At 71.9% G+C, this 20,192-nt stretch carries 18 protein-coding genes and 1 pseudogene; 11 read left to right on the top strand and 8 right to left on the bottom strand.

The window, feature by feature from the left end:
• Positions 1-5: 5 nt before the first annotated feature.
• Together frc and AB0878_RS21445 are read right to left on the bottom strand one after the other, a co-directional pair.
• Positions 6-1,235, bottom strand: a complete 1,230-nt coding sequence (gene frc, locus AB0878_RS21450) for a formyl-CoA transferase (protein WP_366582006.1) — start codon at positions 1,233-1,235, stop codon at positions 6-8.
• A 16-nt stretch (positions 1,236-1,251) separates the two neighbouring features.
• Positions 1,252-2,994, bottom strand: coding sequence for a thiamine pyrophosphate-binding protein (locus tag AB0878_RS21445; protein WP_366582005.1), 1,743 nt, complete (start codon positions 2,992-2,994; stop codon positions 1,252-1,254).
• A 324-nt stretch (positions 2,995-3,318) separates the two neighbouring features.
• Here AB0878_RS21445 and sucC point away from each other — a divergent pair, with 324 nt between their 5' ends.
• The 8 genes and pseudogenes from sucC (at position 3,319) to AB0878_RS21405 (ending at position 10,187) form a co-directional block, all read left to right on the top strand.
• Positions 3,319-4,500: an ADP-forming succinate--CoA ligase subunit beta gene (gene sucC, locus AB0878_RS21440; protein WP_366582004.1), complete on the top strand. Its 1,182-nt coding sequence runs from the start codon at positions 3,319-3,321 to the stop codon at positions 4,498-4,500.
• Positions 4,501-4,503: 3 nt separating this feature from the next.
• Positions 4,504-5,394: a succinate--CoA ligase subunit alpha gene (gene sucD, locus AB0878_RS21435; protein WP_366582003.1), complete on the top strand. Its 891-nt coding sequence runs from the start codon at positions 4,504-4,506 to the stop codon at positions 5,392-5,394.
• Positions 5,395-5,396: 2 nt separating this feature from the next.
• Positions 5,397-5,906 carry a carbonic anhydrase gene (locus tag AB0878_RS21430; protein ID WP_366582002.1) on the top strand — a complete coding sequence of 170 codons (510 nt, stop codon included), beginning with the start codon at positions 5,397-5,399 and terminating at the stop codon, positions 5,904-5,906.
• Between the two features lie 10 nt (positions 5,907-5,916).
• Positions 5,917-7,059, top strand: coding sequence for a molybdopterin molybdotransferase MoeA (locus tag AB0878_RS21425; RefSeq protein ID WP_366582001.1), 1,143 nt, complete (start codon positions 5,917-5,919; stop codon positions 7,057-7,059).
• A gap of 26 nt (positions 7,060-7,085) precedes the next feature.
• On the top strand, positions 7,086-7,943 hold the full coding sequence (locus AB0878_RS21420) for a LysR family transcriptional regulator (protein WP_366582000.1): 858 nt from the start codon (positions 7,086-7,088) through the stop codon (positions 7,941-7,943).
• A gap of 46 nt (positions 7,944-7,989) precedes the next feature.
• Positions 7,990-8,373, top strand: a pseudogene (locus AB0878_RS21415) (LysR family transcriptional regulator); the annotation flags it as partial.
• 52 nt (positions 8,374-8,425) lie between these two features.
• Positions 8,426-8,923: a LysR family transcriptional regulator substrate-binding protein gene (locus tag AB0878_RS21410; protein ID WP_366581999.1), complete on the top strand. Its 498-nt coding sequence runs from the start codon at positions 8,426-8,428 to the stop codon at positions 8,921-8,923.
• Between the two features lie 103 nt (positions 8,924-9,026).
• Positions 9,027-10,187, top strand: coding sequence for an NAD-dependent formate dehydrogenase (locus AB0878_RS21405; protein WP_366581998.1), 1,161 nt, complete (start codon positions 9,027-9,029; stop codon positions 10,185-10,187).
• Positions 10,188-10,249: 62 nt separating this feature from the next.
• Here AB0878_RS21405 and fdhD read toward each other — a convergent pair whose 3' ends face one another.
• The 4 genes from fdhD to AB0878_RS21385 all read right to left on the bottom strand — a co-directional run bounded on the left by fdhD (position 10,250) and on the right by AB0878_RS21385 (position 14,458).
• Positions 10,250-11,101 (bottom strand): formate dehydrogenase accessory sulfurtransferase FdhD, encoded by an 852-nt coding sequence (gene fdhD / locus AB0878_RS21400; protein ID WP_366581997.1) that lies wholly within the window; start codon positions 11,099-11,101, stop codon positions 10,250-10,252.
• A 16-nt stretch (positions 11,102-11,117) separates the two neighbouring features.
• On the bottom strand, positions 11,118-12,473 hold the full coding sequence (locus AB0878_RS21395) for an OFA family MFS transporter (protein WP_366581996.1): 1,356 nt from the start codon (positions 12,471-12,473) through the stop codon (positions 11,118-11,120).
• A gap of 104 nt (positions 12,474-12,577) precedes the next feature.
• A complete protein-coding gene (locus AB0878_RS21390) occupies positions 12,578-13,486 on the bottom strand; it encodes an MBL fold metallo-hydrolase (protein WP_366581995.1) in 909 nt (302 codons plus the stop codon).
• A 42-nt stretch (positions 13,487-13,528) separates the two neighbouring features.
• A complete protein-coding gene (locus AB0878_RS21385; protein ID WP_366581994.1) occupies positions 13,529-14,458 on the bottom strand; it encodes a LysR substrate-binding domain-containing protein in 930 nt (309 codons plus the stop codon).
• An 83-nt stretch (positions 14,459-14,541) separates the two neighbouring features.
• Here AB0878_RS21385 and AB0878_RS21380 point away from each other — a divergent pair, with 83 nt between their 5' ends.
• The 3 genes from AB0878_RS21380 to AB0878_RS21370 are packed head-to-tail and all read left to right on the top strand — an operon-like array spanning position 14,542 to position 17,926.
• Positions 14,542-15,252 carry a succinate dehydrogenase cytochrome b subunit gene (locus AB0878_RS21380; protein WP_366581993.1) on the top strand — a complete coding sequence of 237 codons (711 nt, stop codon included), beginning with the start codon at positions 14,542-14,544 and terminating at the stop codon, positions 15,250-15,252.
• A gap of 2 nt (positions 15,253-15,254) precedes the next feature.
• Entirely contained in the window at positions 15,255-17,183 is a 1,929-nt protein-coding gene (locus tag AB0878_RS21375; RefSeq protein WP_366582100.1) for a fumarate reductase/succinate dehydrogenase flavoprotein subunit, read from the top strand.
• On the top strand, positions 17,180-17,926 hold the full coding sequence (locus AB0878_RS21370; protein WP_366581992.1) for a succinate dehydrogenase/fumarate reductase iron-sulfur subunit: 747 nt from the start codon (positions 17,180-17,182) through the stop codon (positions 17,924-17,926). Before AB0878_RS21375 ends, AB0878_RS21370 begins: the two co-directional genes overlap by 4 nt.
• Before the next feature lies 1 nt (position 17,927).
• Here AB0878_RS21370 and AB0878_RS21365 read toward each other — a convergent pair whose 3' ends face one another.
• Both AB0878_RS21365 and AB0878_RS21360 read right to left on the bottom strand, forming a co-directional pair.
• On the bottom strand, positions 17,928-18,878 hold the full coding sequence (locus AB0878_RS21365) for an alpha/beta hydrolase (RefSeq protein WP_366581991.1): 951 nt from the start codon (positions 18,876-18,878) through the stop codon (positions 17,928-17,930).
• Positions 18,879-18,977: 99 nt separating this feature from the next.
• Complete coding sequence (locus tag AB0878_RS21360) at positions 18,978-20,192, bottom strand: helix-turn-helix domain-containing protein (RefSeq protein ID WP_366581990.1); 1,215 nt, start codon at positions 20,190-20,192, stop codon at positions 18,978-18,980.

Here is a 20,192-nt window from a genome sequence, read left to right as displayed (position 1 = left end):
TCTCCTTAGATCACGCCTGCGGTGCGCAGCCGCTCGAGGTCCTGGCCTGCGTAGCCGAGCTCGCCCAGCACCTCGTCGTTGTGCTCGCCCAGCAGCGGCGAGCGGCCGATGTCGACCGGGGAGTCCGACAGCTTGAGCGGGCAGCCCACGGTCTTGAACTTGCCGCGCTCGGGGTGGTCGACCTCGACCACGCTGCCGAGCTCGGCGAGCGTCTCGTCCTCGATGAGCTCCTGGGTGGACAGGATCGGCCCGCAGGGGATGTTGCGGGCGTTGAGCTTCTCCATGACCTCCCACTTGGTGTGGCGCTCGGTCCACTGCTCCACGAGCGCGAACACCTTGTCCAGTTTGGACAGCCGCGCCTCGGGCGTGGCCCACTCCGGGTCCTCGGCGAGCTCGGGCTGCCCGATCAGCTCGGTGATGGGCTGCCAGCCGACGGGCTGGATGATCACGTAGATGTAGTCGTTCGGGCCGCCGGGCGCGCAGCGCACCGCCCAGCCGGGCTGCCCGCCGCCGGACGCGTTGCCCGAGCGCGGCACCTCGTCGCCGAACACCTCGTTGGGGTACTCGCCGAGCGGGCCGTGCGCCAGGCGCTGCTGGTCGCGCAGCTTGACGCGGCAGAGGTTGAGCACCGCGTCCTGCATGGCCACCTGCACCCGCTGCCCGCGGCCGGAGTTCGTGCGCTGGTACAGCGCGGCGAGGATCGCGGCGACGAGGTGGATGCCGGTGCCGGAGTCGCCGATCTGCGCGCCGGTCGCGGTCGGCGGGCCCTCCTCGAACCCGGTGGTGCTCATCGAGCCGCCCATGGCCTGCGCGATCACCTCGTAGGCCTTGAAGTCGGCGTAGCGGCCGGGGCCGAAACCCTTGATGGACGCGTAGATCAGCCGGTCGTTGATCTCCTGCAGCTTCTCCCAGGAGAAGCCGAAGCGGTCGACGACACCGGGGCCGAAGTTCTCCACGAGGATGTCCACTCCGGACACCAGCTTCGTGAAGATCTCCTTGCCCTCGTCGCTTTTCATGTTGAGCGTGATGCTGCGCTTGTTCCCGTTCAGCATCGTGAAGTAGAGACTGTCCACTCCGGGCAGGTCCCGCAGCTGACCGCGGGTGATGTCCCCGCGGCCCGGTGTCTCCAGCTTGATCACGTCCGCGCCCAGCCAGGCGAGGATCTGGGTCGACGACGGTCCCGACTGGACATGGGTCATGTCGAGGACGCGGACGCCTTCGAGTGCCTTTCCCATTTCTCGTGCCTCCCGACTACTTGTACATCGTCTGGTTCATGGTTCCGGGGGCGTACGCGTCCGGGTCGACCCAGACGTTGATCAGCGACGGCTTGCCCGATTCGCGGGCGCGCTGCAGTGCCGGCGCGATGTCGGCGGGGTCGCGGACCTCTTCGCCGTAGCCGCCCAGCATGCGGGCGAACTCGTCGTAGCGGACGTCGCCGAGGGTGTTGCCGATGCGCTCGCGCGCGAGGCCGTACTTCTGGGCCTGGCCGTAGCGGATCTGGTTCATCGACGAGTTGTTGCCGACGATCCCGACGAAGGGCAGGTTGAACCGCACCAGCGTCTCGAAGTCCCAGCCGGTCAAGGAGAACGCGCCGTCGCCGAACAGCGCGACGACCTCCTTGTCCGGGCGGGCGTGCTTGGCGGCCATCACGAAGGGGATGCCGACGCCGAGCGTGCCCAGCGGGCCCGGGTCCATCCAGTGGCCGGGCGACTTCGGCTGCACGACCTGGCCGGAGAAGGTGACGATGTCGCCGCCGTCGCCGATGTAGATCGAGTCCTCGGTGAGGAACTCGTTGATCTCGTGCACGAGCCGGTACGGGTGGATCGGGTTCGCGTCGGAATGCTGCTGCGGCAGGCGCTTCTCCTTCGCCTTGTCCTCCACCGCGCGCAGTTCTTCCAGCCACGGCTTGCGGGCCACCGCGCCGTTGTCGGTGCGGCCCGACGCCGCCTGGGTCACGCCGGCGAGGATCTGGCCGGCGTCGCCGACCAGCCCCAGGTCGATGTCGCGGTTCTTGCCGACGGTGCGGTAGTCCAGGTCGATCTGCACCACCGTGGCGTCGGGCGAGAGCCGCTTGCCGTAGCCCATGCGGAAGTCGAACGGCGTCCCGACGATCACGATCACGTCCGCGTTGTCGAACGCGTAGCGGCGCGAAAGCTGGAAGTGGTGCGGGTCGCCGGGCGGCAGGGTGCCGCGGCCCGCGCCGTTCATGTACGCGGGGATGTTCAGCGTGCGCACGAGCTCGGCCGCCGGTTCGGCCGCGCGGGTGGTCCAGACCTGACTGCCCAGCAGGATCACCGGCTTCTTCGCGTGCACCAGCAGGTCGGCGAGGCGCTCGACGTCGGCGGGGTCGCCGGCGCTGCGGGTGGACGCGCGGTAGCGGCCCGCCTCGGGGATCCGCGCGGCCGACAACGGCACGCGCGCGTCGAGCACGTCGCGCGGGATCTCCAGGAACGCCGGACCGGGCGCGCCCGCCAAAGCTTCGCGGAACGCCATCGACACCAGGTCGGCCGCCCGCGCGGTCGAGGGCACGGTCGCGGCGAACTTGGTGATCGGGGTCATCATGTCCACGTGCGGCAGGTCCTGCAGTGAGCCCATCTTGTGCTGGCTCAGCGCGCCCTGGCCGCCGATCAGCAGCATCGGGCTCTCCGCGCGCAGGGCGTTGGCCACGCCCGTCACCGCGTCCGTGGTGCCCGGGCCCGCGGTGACGACCGCGCAGCCGGGGCGGCCGGTGATCCGCGCGTAGCCGTCGGCGGCGTGCGCGGCGACCTGCTCGTGGCGTACGTCGATGACGTTGATGCCCTCGTCGACGCAGCCGTCGTAGATGTCGATGATGTGCCCGCCGCACAGCGTGAAGATCGTGTCGACGCCCTCCGCCTTGAGCGCCTTGGCCACCAGGTGCCCGCCGGAGATCGTGTCCGGAGCCGGCTGGCCGCCGTTCGTCGCAGGGGCGGCCCGGTCCTTGTCGACGTTCTGGCCGGTCGTGGTTGGCGCCATTGCTCAACTCCTCTGGTCTCACGCCGGACCTCTCTGATCCGGGCGCTCGTTCCGGTGCGCTCCCCGGTCTGCACTGCCGTCGGTCCACAGCCGCGGCGAAGGGCATCCCTCCAGGTCAGCGGCACCTTCGCCGAAAACTGTAGATTGCATACCGTATGAGGTAGGCATTAGGATTACTCTCCGAGCGACCCGCTGTCCAGGGCCATCCGCAGGTTTGTCCGGAGGTTTTTTTCGCCGGAGCCGCGGCGGATGACGGCACGCCGGACGGCCCTTTTCCTCCCCAGTCCCGTTCGCGGCCCACCGGGCCCGCCAGGAAGGACTCAGATGGATCTCTTCGAACACGAGGCGCGCGAGCTGTTCTCCTCGCACGGCGTACCGGTCCCCCGCGGCCGCGTCGCCGCGAACCCGGAGGAAGCGCGCGCGGCGGCCGCGGTGATCGGCGGCACCGTGGTGGTGAAGGCACAGGTCAAGACCGGCGGGCGCGGCAAGGCCGGCGGCGTGAAGCTCGCCGCGACGCCCGACGACGCCGAACAGATCGCCGACGACATCCTGGGCATGGACATCAAGGGCCACACCGTGCACAAGGTGCTGGTGACCGAGGCGAGCGAGATCGCCGAGGAGTACTACGTGTCCTACCTGCTCGACCGCGCGGAGCGGACGTTCCTCGCCATGGCGTCGGTGGCCGGCGGCATGGAGATCGAGGAGGTCGCGGCGACGCGGCCCGAGGCGCTGGCGAAGGTGCCGGTCGACGCGCGCACCGGCGTGGACCGCGCCAAGGCGGCCGAGATCGTCGCCGCGGCGCAGTTCCCGGCGGAGGTGGCCGACCACATCGCCGACGCGCTCGTGCGCCTGTGGGAGGTCTTCGTCGGCGAGGACGCGACGCTGGTCGAGGTGAACCCGCTGGCGCGCACCGAGAACGGCCAGGTGATCGCGCTCGACGGCAAGGTCACCCTCGACGCCAACGCCGAGTTCCGCCACGCCGACCACGAGGCCTTCGCCGACCCGAACGCCGGCGACCCCCTGGAGCGCGAAGCCGCCGAGCAGGGGCTGAACTACGTGAAGCTCGACGGCGACATCGGCGTGATCGGCAACGGCGCCGGCCTGGTGATGTCCACATTGGACGTCGTCGCGGCCGCGGCAGCCGAGGTGGGCGCGCGGGGGCCGGCGAACTTCCTCGACATCGGCGGCGGCGCCTCGGCCGGGATCATGTCGGCCGGGCTCGGCGTGATCCTCGGCGACCCGGACGTGCGCAGCGTCTTCGTGAACGTCTTCGGCGGCATCACCGCGTGCGACGCGGTGGCCGACGGCATCGTGCAGGCGCTGGGGATCCTCGGCGACCGCGCGACGAAACCGCTGGTGGTGCGCCTCGACGGCAACAACGTGGCCGAGGGCCGGCGCATCCTCGCCGAAGCCGGCCACCCGCTCGTGACCGTGGTGGAGACCATGGACGACGCCGCCCGCGAGGCGGCCAAGCTCGCGACCGTTCCTGCTAGCGCGGAGGCCTGAGAAGTGGCGATCTTCCTGGACGAGAACAGCCGTGTCGTCGTGTCGGGCATGACCGGCGCCGAGGGCATGAAGCACACCAAGCGGATGCTGGCCGCGGGCACGAACGTGGTCGGCGGCGTGAACCCGCGCAAGGCCGGGCAGAAGGTGGCGGTCGGCGAGCACGAGCTGCCCGTGTTCGGCAGTGTCGCCGACGCGATGGCCGGGACCGGCGCCGACGTGGTGGTGCTGTTCGTGCCGCCGCCGTTCGTGAAGGACGCTGTCATCGAGGCCGTCGATGCCGAGATCGGCCTGGCCGTGGTCATCACCGAGGGCGTGCCGGTGCACGATTCCGCGGTGTTCTGGGCGCACGCCGTGGCCAAGGGCGGCAAGACGCGGATCATCGGCCCGAACTGCCCGGGCATCGTCTCCCCCGGGTTGTCCAACGCGGGCATCATCCCGGCCGACATCACCGGCCCGGGCCGCATCGGGCTGGTGTCGAAGTCGGGCACGCTCACCTACCAGCTCATGCACGAGCTGCGGGACATCGGCTTCTCCACCTGCGTCGGCATCGGTGGCGACCCGGTGATCGGGACCACGCACATCGACGCGGTCGAGGCCTTCGAGAAAGACCCGGACACCGACGTGATCGTGCTGATCGGCGAGATCGGCGGCGACGCCGAGGAACGCGCGGCCGCCTACGTCCGGGAGAACGTGAGCAAGCCCGTGGTCGGCTACGTCGCCGGGTTCACCGCGCCGGAGGGCAAGACGATGGGCCACGCCGGCGCGATCGTCTCCGGCTCCGCGGGCACGGCCGTGGCGAAGAAGGCGGCGCTGGAGGCGGCGGGCATCCGCGTCGGGCGGACGCCGAGCGAGACCGCGCGGCTCGTGCGCGAGGTCCTCGCGGGAACGCCGTAGCCGTGGGCGAGATCGACGCGCTCGTCGCCAACGCCGGGCGCTACCACGGCAGCCTCGACCACACCCGGTTGGTGAAGCGGCCACGCCGGCGCGTGGCGGTGGTGGCGTGCATGGACGCGCGGATCAGCGTCTACCGGTTGCTGGGCCTGGAAGAGGGCGACGCGCACGTGATCCGCAACGCCGGCGGCGCGGTGACCGACGACGCGATCCGGTCGCTGGCGGTGAGCCAGCGGCTGCTGGGTACCCGGGAGATCATCCTCGTCCACCACGAGGACTGCGGCATGCGAACCTTCACGGACACGGAGTTCGCGCGCCAGGTCGAGCAGGGCACCGGCATCCGGCCGCCCTGGTCGGCCGAGGCGTTCACCGACGCCGAACAGGACGTGCGCCAATGCCTGCGCCGCGTGCGCAGCAGTCCGTTCCTGCCGCACACCGCGTCCGTGCGAGGGTTCGTGTACGACGAGCGGACCGGGGCGATGACCGAGGTCGGCGCCGCGGGCCGGCCGGACTAGGAGGTACGCCATGCACCGGGGATGGGCCGAGGCCCGCCGGATCGCCCGCGACGCGGTGAAGCCGCTCGAGGCGGTCGAGCTGCCGTTGGGCGAGGCGCTGGGCCGGGCGCTGGCGAGCCCGGTCCGGGCCCTGGTGCCGATGCCGGCGTACGACAACTCGGCGATGGACGGGTACGCCGTCGCCGGGCCCGGACCGTGGACCGTGGTGGGCGCGGTCCGGGCCGGCGGCGCCCCGTACGCCGGGGTGCTGGCCCACGGCACGGCCCTCGAGATCGCCACGGGCGCGCCGGTCCCGGCCGGCACGCGGGCGGTGCTGCCGGTGGAGCACGCCGTCCACAGTGGACGGCGGGTGAGCGGCACCGTGGTGACCGGCAAGCACGTGCGCCGCCGCGGCGAGGACTGCCCCGAGGGCGAGGAGCTGCTCGCCACGTCGACCACCGTGACGGCCGCGGTGCTCGGCGCGGCGGCGGCCGTCGGGCACGACACGCTGCTGGTGCACCGCCGGCCGCGGGTGTCGGTGGTCGTGACCGGCGACGAGGTCCAGACCTCGGGGCTGCCGCGGCCGGGCCGGGTGCGTGACGCGATCGGACCGCTGTTACCCGGCCTGCTGCGCGCCGCGGGTGCCGACGAGCACGGCCTCGTCCGGCTCGCCGACCGGCCCGACGCCCTCACCGCGGCGCTGACCGACGACGACGCCGACGTGGTGGTGGTCTGCGGCGCCACCTCGAAAGGCCCGGCCGACCACCTGCGTGGCGTGCTGCGCGCACTGCTCGCCGACGTGCGCGTGGACGGTGTCGCGGTCCGGCCCGGGCACCCGCAGTTGCTGGCGGTGCTGCCCGACGGCCGGTGCGTGGTCGGGTTGCCGGGCAACCCGTTCGCGGCGCTCGGGGCCGGGCTGACCCTGCTCCTGCCGTTGCTGACCGAGCTCGGCGGGCACCGCGAGCCGAGGCCCGTCACGGCGTGGGCCGCCGAACCCCTGCCGGCGCACCCGAGCGACACCCGGCTCGTGCCCGTCGTGCGCTCCGGCGGCGACGTCACGCCGGTGGGCCACGACCGGCCCGGTTCGCTGTGGGGCGCGGCGCTCGCCGATGCCCTCGCCGTGGTGCCGCCGGGCTGGCGGGGCGGTGACGTCGAGCTGCTGCCCCTGCCCTGACCACGAGCACCCGAGGAGGACCGCGGATGGACCTGCGGCAGCTGGAGATCGTCGTCGCGGTCGCCGAGGAAGGCGGGTTCACCGCCGCGGCGCACCGCCTGCACACCGTGCAGTCGACGGTGTCCACAGTGGTGCGCGCGCTCGAACGCGACCTCGGCACGTCGCTGTTCGAGCGCACCACCCACCGTGTCGCGCTGACCCCGGCCGGACGGGCGTTCCTGCCCGCCGCGCGCGCCGCGCTGAAGGCCGCCGAACACGCGCGGGCGACCGTGGACGGGGCGCGCTGGAAACTCGCCGGCCGCGTGCGCGTCGGCGTGATGCCCGGCGCGTGGCCCGACCCGCACCGCGCGCTGGCGGCGCTGCGCCGCGAGCACCCGGGTGTGCAGGTGCAGGTCCTGCTGGTCCCGCCGAGGCAGCTGCGCTCGGCGGTGCACGAGTCCAGTGTGGACGTTCTCGTCGCCGTGGAGGACTGCGTGGCCGGTGACGGGTTGATCAGCCGGCCGTTGCGGCGCGAGGAGATGGTCCTGGTGAGTCCCGCGGGCGATCGCGGCGCCGACCGGCCGGTCACCGCGGCCGACGCGGCCGCCGCGGCGGTCGTCGACTTCGCCCCGGGCTGGGCCAACCGCGAAGCGACCGACCGCGCGTTCCACACCGCGCAGGTGCGCCGCACCGTCGCCCACGAGGTCACCGACGTCGCCGCGGCGGCGGAGCTCGTCCGCCACGACCTGGGCGCGTGCATCCTGCCCGCGTCCGTGGCCGCGCGGTTCGCCGATCTCACCTCTCGGCCCTTCTCCCGCGGCGGCCCGACCTGGCACATCACCGTGACCCGCCCGGCCGGTGATCCCCCGCCGGCGGTGGCGGCCGTGCTGCGGCACCTGACCTGAAGCCGCAAAGCCTTTCGGCGGTCCGGGGCGTGCGCCATGATGAGATGTGCTGCTACGCCAACTGGAGTACCTCGTCGCGCTCGCGCGGGAACGTCACTTCGCCCGCGCCGCCGACGCCTGTCACGTCTCGCAGCCTTCGCTCTCAGCCGCGATCCGGAAGCTGGAGCACGAGCTGGGCGCGCCGATCGTGCGCCGGGGCCGGCGGTTCGAGGGCCTGACACCCGAGGGTGAGCGGGTGCTGCTGTGGGCGCACCGGATCCTCGCCGAGTGCGACGGGATGCGCCAGGACCTCTCCACGATGCGCAGCAACCTCTCGGGCGTCCTGCGCGTCGGCACGATCCCGACGTCGCTGACCGCCGCGACACTGCTCACGACCCCGTTCTGCGAACGCCACCCGCACGCCCGCGTGTCGCTGGAATCCCTGCCGTCCCGGGAGATCACGCGCCGGCTCGCGGAGTACGAACTGGACATCGCCCTGACCTATGTGGACGACGAGGAGCTCGGCGCCGTTCCGCACCTTCCCGCTCTACGAGGAGCGCTACCTGCTCCTGACACCGCGCGACGGCAAGCTCGCCGGGCGCGAGCGCGTGCGCTGGGCCGAGGTCGCCACCGTTCCGTTGTGCCTGCTCGGCCCGCAGATGCGCAACCGGCGGATCCTCGACGGGTTATTCGCCGACGCCGGGGCGTCGGTCGTCCCGGCGATCGAGACCGACACCGTGTCGGCGCTCTACGCCCACGTCGCCTCGCGGCGCTGGTCGAGCGTGATCTCCCACGCGTGGCTGCACATGTTCGGCGTGCCGCCGGGCATGCGCGTGGTGCCGCTGGAAACCCCGGCCCGGCCGCCCCAGATCGGGCTCGTGATGGCCGACCGGGACCCGGAACCCATCCTCGCCCGGGCGTTGCTCGCGGTGACTCCGCAGGTCGACGTCCGGGGGGTCCTGGAGCGCGTCCTCGCCGGTTTTCTCGCGCCCGCGCGATAGCCGGGACCTATCTCGGCATAGGCACTAACGCTTTGACCCCCTCTCTGCGGCGGAGGAAGGTAAAAGTCGTTAGCTGCCAACGAAAAACCTCGGGAGACAGACCATGGCAAAGGTGCTCTGCGTGCTGTACGACGACCCGGTCGACGGGTACCCCAAGACCTACGCGCGCGACGATCTGCCCCACCTCGACGGCTATCCCGGCGGCCAGACCCTCCCGACGCCCCAAGCGATCGACTTCACGCCCGGCGCCCTGCTCGGCAGTGTCTCCGGTGAGCTCGGCCTGCGGAAGTTCCTGGAGAGCCAGGGCCACCAGCTGGTCGTCACGTCCGACAAGGACCGCGACGGCTCGGTGTTCGACCAGGAGCTGCCCGACACCGACGTCGTGATCTCGCAGCCGTTCTGGCCCGCCTACCTCACGGCGGAGCGGTTCGAGCGGGCGAAGAACCTCAAGCTCGTGGTCACCGCGGGCATCGGGTCCGACCACACCGACCTCGACGCGGCGATCGCCCACGGCGTGACCGTGGCCGAGGTGACCTACTGCAACAGCATCAGCGTCGCCGAGCACGTGGTGATGATGATCCTCTCGCAGGTGCGCAACTACCTGCCCTCGTACCGGACCGTGCTCGACGGCGGCTGGAACATCGCCGACTGCGTCGCCCGGTCCTACGACGTCGAGGGCATGCACGTCGGCACCGTCGCCGCCGGCCGCATCGGCCTCGCGGTGCTGCGCCGCCTCAAGCCGTTCGACGTGCACCTGCACTACACCGACCGGCACCGCCTGCCCGCCGAGGTGGAGCAAGAGCTGGGCCTGACCTTCCACGAGAGTGCCGCGGCGATGGTGCCCCACTGCGACGTGGTGACCGTCAACGCGCCCCTGCACCCGGAGACCGAGGGCCTGTTCAACGACGACCTCATCGCCACCATGAAGCGGGGCGCGTACTTGATCAACACCGCGCGCGCCCGCATCGCCGACCGCGACGCGATCGTCCGGGCCCTGGAGAGTGGCCGGCTCGCCGGGTACGCCGGCGACGTCTGGTTCCCGCAGCCCGCGCCGGCCGACCACCCGTGGCGCACGATGCCGCACCACGGCATGACGCCGCACATCTCGGGTTCTTCACTCTCGGCCCAGACGCGCTACGCCGCGGGCACCCGCGAGATCCTCGAATCGTGGTTCGCCGGCACGCCCATCCGCGACGAGTACCTCATCGTCGACGGCGGCAAGCTCGCCGGCACCGGCGCGCACTCCTACTCGACCAACCGCTGACCCCGGCCGAAGAAGCCCCCTTCACCGATTCTGCGGCGAAGGGGGCTTCTTCGTGTGGCGCCTCAGTGTTCGACGAGCTGCAGCGGATCGTGCAGGCCGAGCCGGTCGGCCCGGGTGTAGACGTTCATCGAGCGGCCCCGCAGGAATCCGACGAGCGTGAGCCCGACTTCCTCCGCCAGTTCCACCGCGAGCGACGAGGGTGCGGAAACCGCCGCCAGCAACGGGATTCCCGCCATCGCGGCCTTCTGCACGAGCTCGAACGACGCCCGCCCGCTGACCATCAGCATCGTGGCGGTCAGCGGCAGCCGGCCCTCCCGCGCGGCCCAGCCCACAACCTTGTCGACCGCGTTGTGCCGCCCCACGTCCTCGCGCACGCACAGCAGCTCTCCAGTGGCGTCGAAGAGCCCGGCCGCGTGCAGGCCGCCGGTGCGGTCGAACACCTTCTGCGCCTCGCGCAACGCGTCGGGCAGGCCGGTCAGGACCTCCGGCCCGACGGCGAGCGGGTCGGCGGTCACCGGCCACCGCAGCGTCGTGCGCACCGCATCGAGGCTCGCCTTGCCGCAGAGGCCGCACGAGGACGTGGTGTAGAAGTTGCGCTCCAGCGACGGGTCCGGCAGCGGCACGCCGGCGCGCAGGACGACGTCGACGATGTTGTACGTGTTGGAACCGTCCACAGTGGCCCCGGCGCAGTACCGGATCCCGGCGACATCGGCGCCCTCGTGCACGATCCCCTCGCCGACCAGGAACCCGGCAGCGAGGTCGAAGTCGCTGCCGGGTGTGCGCATGGTGATCGTGAGCGCCTTGCCGGCCACACGGATCTCCAGCGGCTCCTCGGCGCTGAGCGTGTCCGGGCGCATCGTGAGCTCGCCGTCGACGACGCGGAACACGCGGCGTCGGCTCGTCATCCGGCCCATGGGGCCACCTCCGGGTTCAGCGCGCGGGAAGCAGGGACTTGGGCCGGCCCGGCTGCGCGAGCCGTCCGGTGAGGACCGCGCCGGCGAGGCTGAAGAGCCCGGCCGCGGCGAAGGCGCCGAAGTAGCCGTGCGCCGTGACGACGAGGGCGGCGAGCCCGATGCCGAGCAGCGCCCCGACGGCTTTGGCGCTGTAGAGCACGCCGAAGTTCTGCAACGCCGACTCCTCGCCGAAGTACTCGCGCACGAGTCCGGTCAGCAGGGTGTAGCAGCAGCCGTTGCCGAGCCCGGCGAGCGCGGCGCCGAGCACGAGGCCGAAGGCGTGCCGGTGTTCGCCGGAGTAGAACAGCACGAACTGGCCGATCCCGCCGGCCACCAGGGCCAGCTGCAGGATGCGGCGGCGGCCCACGCGGTCGGACAGCCACCCGAGCAGCACGCGGCCCGTGCCGGTCACACCGGCGAGCACGGCGAGCGCGACCGCCGCGAGGCCGGTGCCGCCGCCCTGCTCGGCGACGAACGTGGCCAGATAGGCGAGGTCGAACAGCAGCACCGCGGCGGCCAGCACCACCGTGCCGTACAACGCCGCCGTCGTGCCGCAGCGCAGAAGCTCGGCCGGCCGGTAGTGGCGGACGGCGGGGCGGTTGACCGAGACGGTGCGGTTGCGGACCTTGTCCCGCGCCCACTCGCGCGGGTCCGGCGCGCCCGACGGCCACCAGTTGCGCGGCGGGTAGCGCAGGAGCACGCCCGCGCCGACCACGACGACCAGCACGAGTGCAGCCGTCACGTCGAGGAGCACCCCGCGGTTGCCGACGCCGAGGCCGAAGCCGGCGACGAGGACGAAGGGGACGCTGCCGTAGGCGAAGGCGCCGCTCACCGCCCCGACGCGGGTGGCGGTGTGGTCGGGGAACCAGCTCATGACGGCGCCGACGCACGTGGCGTACACGAGCCCGGTGCCGATGCCGCCGAGCAGCGAGTAGCCCGCGAACACCACGACCAGGCTCGACGCGTGGCCGAGCGTCACGAGGCCGATCGCGCACAGGATCCCGCCCAGCACCACGGCGAACGACGGTGAGAGCCGGCCGCGGTCGCGCAGCCAGGCCGCGGGGAACACCACGCTCGCCTGCGCCACCGCCCACACGGCGAGCGACACCACGACCTCGGTGAACGTCCAGCCGTGCGCGCCGGTGAGCACCGGCGCGATGGCGCCGAAGCCGTACTGCTGCAGCCCGGCGGCGAACATCGCGGCGCCGCTGAGCCAGAGCATCCAGCTCCGGGGGCGCCCGAGCAGGTCCAGATCGCTTTCCCCGACCCGGTACCGGCGCCCGTAGACGTCGTTCAGCTCGCGAACGGCGGTGGTGGTCTGGGGTTCGGACATGGCGTCACCCGCTCGACTGGATGTTGTATGCAGTATGGAGTAGTCCGGTTATAGCACCCGCACCGCACCCTGTCCACGAGCGTCGCCCGACGGGTGGAGCGGCCTCAGTCCCCGAGCACGCGCGGCGCGGGCAGCACGGCTTCGGCCTGGACCGGGACCCACTTCAGCGAGCCGTCGGTGTCGCGCTCGACGCGCCCGAAGGCCTGGTCCCCGAAGTGGATGCCGAACCCGATCGCGCCGGGCCGCTCCAGCTCCGCCACGATCCGGCGCCGAGCGGCGAGCACGCCGGCGGCGTCGACGTCGGGCAGCGAAGGCCAGTCGGGGTGCGTGATCTGCGCGGGGATGTGGAAGACGTCGCCGAACGCGACCACGCGCCGCTCCCCCGCCTCGATCACGTACGAGGTGTGCCCCGGGCTGTGTCCGGGCGTCACGATCGCGTGCACGCCCGGGAAAACCTCGTCGCCGTCGCCGATCACCTGGTGCGTGCCCGCCAGCGGCTCGATCACCTCGGCCCGGCCCGGTGCGCCCGGGATGAGCTCCCCGCGCCCGTGCGGCGCCCACTCCTGCGCCGCGACGAGGTAGGTGGCCGCGGGGAAGAACTTGCGCCCGTCGACGAACGCCCATCCGGTGTGGTCCACGTGCAGGTGCGTGAACGCGACGGCCTCGATGTCCTCGGGCCGGTGGCCGAGCGCGGCGAGGATGTCGGGCAGGGCGCCGGAATCGCTGAAGGCGACCGGCTCACCGCCGATCTCGACCGGGTCGGTCTCGACACCGAGTCCGGCGTCGACGAGCAGCGACCGGCCGTCGCGCTCCACGAGCAGACCGCCCGCGGACGCCGTGACGCGGCCCTTCGTGTCGAGCACCTCGGGGTGTTCGGTCCAGTAGGCGGCCGGGATGGCGGGGAAGAAGCCGCCGGGCACCATCGCCAGCGCGCCGTCGACCACATAGGTGAACCGCACTCCCCCGAGCTCCAGCACCCGTACAGCCGACTGCTCGTTCAGCGCTCCCGCCACCACGCACTCCCTTCTCCGCCCGTCGAGTTGATCATGCCCCCGTCAGCGCCCGGCGAGCGAGCGGATCCCCGGCGGCAGGTGACCGAGCCCACCCTCCCCGGCCAGGAACCGGACAATCTCCTCCTGCAGAGCGCGGGCCGCGCGGGTGAGCTCGACGTCGCGGCGGAAGGCGAGCCGGACGACGCGGCTGAGGCCGGGCTCGGTGAACTGCGTCATCCGGAAGCGGTCCCCCACCACGGTGCTCGGGACGACGGCGAGGCCGAGGCCCGCCTGCACGAGCTCGAGCACGGCGTCCATCTCGCCACCCTCGATGGCGAAGGCCGGGTCGAACCCGGCGGCGCGGCAGGCGTTCACCGTGGCCTCGCGCAGGTCGTAACCGCGGCGGAACATGACCAGCGGCCGGCCCTTCAGGTCCTGGATGGCGAGCCTGCCGCGCACCGGCGCCGGCTCGTGCTTCGGCGAGATCACCACGAGCTCTTCGACGAACAGCGGCGTGCTCTCCAGGCGGTGGTCGTCGCGGACCCGGCTGTCGACGATCATCGCGAGGTCGAGCCCGCCTTCCGACAGGTCGGTCTGCAAGTCGCGGGAACCGCTTTCGTGCAGCACCAGCTCGATGCCGGGGTAGGTGCGCCGGAACGCCGCGAGCATCACCGGCAGCAGGCCGGTGCACAGGCTGGGCGTGGCGCCGAGGCGCACGCGGCCGCGCCCCAGCTCGTCGAGCTCGCGGATCGCCCGGTACGCCGCCTCGGTCTCGGCCAGGATGCGCCGTGCGATGGGCAGGAGCGTCTCGCCGGCCTCGGTGAGCGTGACGTTGCCGCGGACGCGGTGGAACAGCGTGGCGCCGACGTCGCGTTCGAGCGCGCGGATCTGTTGGGACAGTGAGGGTTGCGCCACACGCGCCTGCTCGGCCGCACGCGTGAAATGCCGCGTGTCGGCCACTGCCAGGAAATATGCCAGCTGCTGGAACTGCATAGGGCCCATCATAGGCTTTGACTCTGGTGATGAGAGGAATCATGTGTTTGCCCTCTCGTTCACTCAGACCTAACGTCGCAGGCGTGGCAAGTGAACTCGCCACCGCCCGGCGCAAACGCCCGGCGGTGCGGCTTTTCTGGGAATCGTCGATCGGCAAGAAGGTCGTGATGGCGGCGACCGGACTGCTGTTCGTGGTCTGGCTGCTCGCGCACATGGCGGGCAACCTGAAGATCTTCTTCGGGCCCGAGACCTTCGACCACTACGCGGCCTGGCTGCGCACGATCGGCGAGCCGGCGCTGCCGTACGCGTGGTTCCTGTGGATCCAGCGCGCGGTCCTGGTGGTGGCGCTGGTGCTGCACGTCACGGCGGCGGTGCAGCTGTCCAAACGCGACCGGCGCGCGCGGCCGGTGCGGTACGCGCACGGGCAGCGGCCGCGGGCGACGTTCGCCACGCACACGATGCGCTGGGGTGGTGCGACGCTCGCGGTGTACATCGTGTGGCACATTCTCGATCTCACGGTGGGGGTGGCGAACCGGGATTTCGTGGAGGGGCAGCCGTTTCACAACGTGGTGGCTGATTTCCAGGTGTGGTGGGTCAATGTGATCTATCTGGTGGCGTTGTTGATGTTGGGGTTGCACATCAATCACGGGTTCTGGAGTGCGGCGCAGACGTTGGGGATCAAGAGCGCGACCAAGGACCGCACGGTGAAGACGGTCGGGACGGTGCTGGCGGTGGTCATCACGGCCGGGTTCATGATCGTGCCGGTTTCCGTGATGACGGGATGGGTGAGCTGAGCATGCTCGAGTACACGATCGGTGAGCCGATCACCGATACGAAGGCGCCGTCGGGGCCGATCGACCAGCGGTGGAGTGCGCGGAAGTTCTCGGCGAAGCTGGTGAACCCGGCGAACCGGCGCAAGCATCGGGTGATCGTGGTCGGGACCGGGCTGGCCGGGGGGTCGGCCGGGGCGACGCTGGCCGAGCAGGGCTATCACGTGGTGCAGTTCTGTTTCCAGGACTCGCCGCGGCGGGCGCATTCGGTGGCGGCGCAGGGTGGGATCAACGCGGCGAAGAACTACCGCAACGACGGTGATTCGGTGCACCGGTTGTTCTACGACACGGTCAAGGGCGGCGACTTCCGGTCCCGGGAGTCCAATGTGTACCGGCTGGCCGAGGTGTCGGCGCAGATCATCGACCAGGCCGTGGCGCAGGGGGTGCCGTTCGCGCGGGAGTACGGCGGGCTGCTCGACACCCGCTCGTTCGGCGGGGTGCAGGTGCAGCGGACCTTCTACGCGCGGGGCCAGACCGGGCAGCAGCTGCTGATCGGGGCCTACCAGGCGCTCTCGCGTCAGATCGACGCCGGCAACGTCGAGCTGCACCCGCGCACGGAGATGCTGGACCTGATCGTGGTCGAGGGCCGGGCCCGCGGGATCGTGGCGCGGGATCTGGTCACCGGCGAGGTCTCCACGCACCTGGCCGACGCGGTGGTGCTGGCCACCGGCGGCTACGGCAACGTGTTCTACCTCTCCACCAACGCCAAGGGCTCCAACGCCTCGGCGATCTGGCGGGCCCACAAACGCGGCGCCTACTTCGCCAACCCCTGCTTCACCCAGATCCACCCCACCTGCATCCCACGCTCGGGTGAGCACCAGTCGAAGCTGACGCTGATGAGCGAGTCGCTGCGCAACGACGGCCGCATCTGGGTCCCCAAGCAGAAACAGGACCCGCGCCCCCCGGCGCAGATCCCCGAGGACGAACGCGACTACTACCTGGAGCGGCTCTACCCCAGCTTCGGCAACCTGGTGCCGCGCGACATCGCCTCGCGGGCGGCGAAGAACATCTGCGACGCCGGCTACGGCGTCGGGCCCGGCGGGCTCGGGGTCTACCTCGACTTCGCCGACGCCATCACCCGTCTCGGCCGCCCCGCCGTGGAGGCCCGCTACGGCAACCTGTTCGACATGTACCAGCGCATCACCGCGGAAAACCCGTACGAGGTGCCGATGCGCATCTACCCCGCCATCCACTACACCATGGGCGGGCTGTGGGTCGACTACGACCTGCAGTCCACCATCCCCGGCATGTTCGTGATCGGCGAAGCCAACTTCTCCGACCACGGCGCCAACCGGCTCGGCGCCTCGGCCCTCATGCAAGGCCTGGCCGACGGCTACTTCGTCCTGCCCGCCACCCTCAACGACTACATCGGACAGGGCGGCCTCACCGACGTCACCCCCGACCACCCCGCCGTCCTCGAGGCCCAGACCGGCGTCCACGACCGCCTCCAGCGGCTCCTCGCCGTCAACGGCACCCGCTCGGTCGACTCGTTCCACCGCGAACTCGGGCTGATGATGTGGGACCACTGCGGCATGGCCCGCACCGCCGAAGGCCTGCGCAAAGCCCTCGAACGCGTCCCCGAGCTACGCGCGGAGTTCTGGCGCGACGTCCGCATCCCCGGCACCGGCGAAGAACTCAACCAGGAACTGGAGAAAGCCGCCCGCGTCGCCGACTTCCTCGAACTGGCCGAGCTGCTGCTGCTCGACGCCCTCGTGCGCGAGGAATCCTGCGGCGGGCACTTCCGCGAAGAACACCAAACCCCCGAGGGCGAGGCCGCCCGCGACGACGAGAACTTCTCCCACGTCTCGGCCTGGGAATACGGCGAGAAACCCGTCCTGCACAAAGAACCCCTCACCTTCGACTACGTCCACCCCACCCAGCGGAGCTACACGTGAAACTCACCGTGCGTGTCTGGCGCCAAACCGGCCCCGACACCCCAGGCCGCCTCGTCGACTACCCCGTCGACGGCATCAGCACCGACATGTCCTTCCTCGAAATGCTCGACACCCTCAACCAGCAACTCATCGACGCGGGCGAACAACCGGTCGCGTTCGACCACGACTGCCGCGAAGGCATCTGCGGCTCCTGCGGCGTCGTCATCAACGGCCAAGCCCACGGCCCCGAGACCACCACCACCTGCCAGCTGCACATGCGCGCGTTCAACGACGGCGACGTGATCGACGTCGAACCCTGGCGCGCCAAGGGTTTCCCGGTGATCAAGGACCTGGTCGTCGACCGCTCGGCGTTCGACCGCATCATCCAGGCCGGCGGCTACATCACCGCCCCCACCGGCGCGGCGCCCGACGCCCACGCCACCCCCGTCCCCAAACCCGACGCCGACCTCGCCTTCGACAACGCCACCTGCATCGGCTGCGGCGCCTGCGTCGCCGCCTGCCCCAACGGCTCCGCCATGCTGTTCACCGCCGCCAAAGTCAGCCACCTCAACTCGTTGCCCCAAGGCCAGCCAGAACGCGAACAGCGGGTGCTGGACATGGTCGACACCATGGACACCGAAGGCTTCGGCGGCTGCACCAACAGCGGCGAATGCACCCTCGCCTGCCCCAAAGGCATCCCGCTGACGAGCATCACCACCCTCAACCGCGAATTCCTCAAGGCGGCGCGCAAAGCCCGCAAGTGAGTTATTCGGCGAGGACGCGGCGCAGCCAGTTCACCCGGCTCGCCCGCGCCTCGCGGGACATCGGAGCGTGCGGGACGACCTCGTCGAAGCCGTGGCAGCCGCCCGGCCACACGTGCAGCTCCGCCTGCCCGCCCGATTGCCACAGGCGCGACGCGTAGGCGACGGCCTCGTCGCGGAAGGTCTCGACCGAGCCGACCTCGATGAACGCCGGCGGCAGGTCCGCGAGATCGCCGGCGCGGGCGGGCGCGGCATAGGGCGAGACGTCCGGGCCGCCGGCGTCCTCGCCCAGGAGCGCGGACCAGCCGGTGGCGTTGGAGACGCTGTCCCACACGCCTTCGCCGACCAGCTCGGTGCTCGACGGGGTGCACGCGCGGTCGTCGATCATCGGGCACACCAGCAGCTGGCCCCGCAGCGCCGGGCCGCCGCGGTCGCGCGCCATCAGCGCGGTGGCGGCCGCCAGCCCGCCGCCGGCGCTGCCGCCCGCCACCACGAGCCGGGCGGGGTCGATGCCCAGCTCGGCGAGGTGCTCGCCGACCCACGTCAGCCCGGCGTAGCAGTCCTCGACGGGCGCGGGATGCGGGTGCTCCGGCGCGAGGCGGTAGCCGACGCTCACCACGACCATCGGAATCTCGGCCAGCCAGCCGAGCAGCCAGTCGGCGCCCGTGCGGTTGTTCCCAGCCATCATTCCGCCGCCGTGCATGAAGTAGACGCCCGGCAACGGCACGGCGGGATCACTGCCCTTGGGCCGCAGCACCAGCAGCGGAACCCCGGCGTCGATCTCGCGCACGTCGGCGTGCTCGCCGATCTCGGCCACGCTCATCGTGTGCCCGGCCGCCGTCAGCTCCCGCAGCCGGCCCACCAGCTCCGGCGTCACCGACGACGGCAACGCTTCGTTCACCGCCACCAGCGCCGCCGCGATCTCGGGGTCGAACGGTGGGTGCACCCTCTTCATGCCGCCTGCTCCTCTCGGGACGTCGACCCCCGACGCTAGGCGCCGCCCCCGCCCCAGGTGAACCCGGCACGCGGCGGCCATTGCCCGCCACACGGCGGTTCAGCGGGTACCGCGGAACCGCCGCAACACCAACGCCACCGTCAGCCGCGTCCGCCCCGCCGGCGACGCGACGCCGTAGCCCAGCGCCTGGGCCAGCAAGTCCACCCGGCTCTGCAACGTCGAGTGGTGCACGTGAAGGACGGCCGCGGCGGCCCGCAGGCTCGGCTCCGCCGCGACGGCGGTCAGGGTCGCGAGCGCCCACGGGTGCGCGGCGAGGACGCGGTCGAGGCGTGAAACCTCCGCCGTGGCCGCCGGGCTGTCACACCCGTCCGCGAGCGCCAGCAGCCCACCCAGCTCGGCGGCGTCCACATGCGACGGTCCCGGCTCGTCGACGGTGGTGAGCCGCAACGCGAGAACCGCCTGCGCGTACGACACCGGCAGCTCCCGCACGGGGACCGCCGGTCCCGACGCCGACCGCACCGCCGGTGGCGCGCCGGCCGAGGCCGGATTGACCACGGCCGAAGCGGGCCTCGTCGCCCGACCGCTGCCGCCCGATGCGGGCACCGCGACCGCGCCAACCTCGCGCATTCGCGCAACGGGCCGCTCCAGCTTCGCCTCTCCAGCGCGCTCGGCGGTCGCGGCTGCGCCGACTTGCGTCACCGAAGCGTCGAAGCGAGCGGACCCCGGCGCGGCTCGCGGTGGGCTGGCGACCGGGTCGATCGTCACCGCCAGGTCGCCGAGGCGGGCCGCGCCGGGTGGAGACGGGCCGTTCGCGCGCACCGTCACGGTGAACGATCCGTCCGCCGACAACCCGAGCCGCCGGGCGGCGGCCAGACGCCCCGTTTCGTCGGCGGTGGCGTCCAGCAGGAGCTCCACCGACGCCGGGTCACCCGGCGGAACCGCGGCGCCGGTGCGGTCCAGCACGATCGCGGCCGTGGTGGCGAGCCGGTCTGCGAGCACGCGGTCGAACTCGGCGCGGCCCGGGTCCTCGGCCACGCGCTCCACCCACACCACCGCGCCCGCGTATCCCGGCAACGGCACCGAAAGGCCCACGGGCTGCCCGTCTGCCCGACGGCCGTCCGGCTCCACCCGGACCCGCAAGCGGCGGCCCGGAACCGCGAGACCCGCGGCGCAGCCGGCGAGGACGGCGGCGGCCCGCACCGTCGCTTCGAGACCGGCGCGGGCTTCGACCAGCGCGTCGAAGTGGGCGACCACCTGCAAGGCGGCCCCGGCTCCGGGGTCGATCGCCCGCATGCGCCCGGCCAGCTCACGCAA

Source organism: Amycolatopsis sp. NPDC047767 (assembly GCF_040704195.1).
Taxonomy (GTDB): domain Bacteria; phylum Actinomycetota; class Actinomycetes; order Mycobacteriales; family Pseudonocardiaceae; genus Amycolatopsis.
The sequence above is the reverse complement of the archived record's forward strand: the minus strand, read 5'-3'. Positions and strand labels throughout refer to the sequence as shown.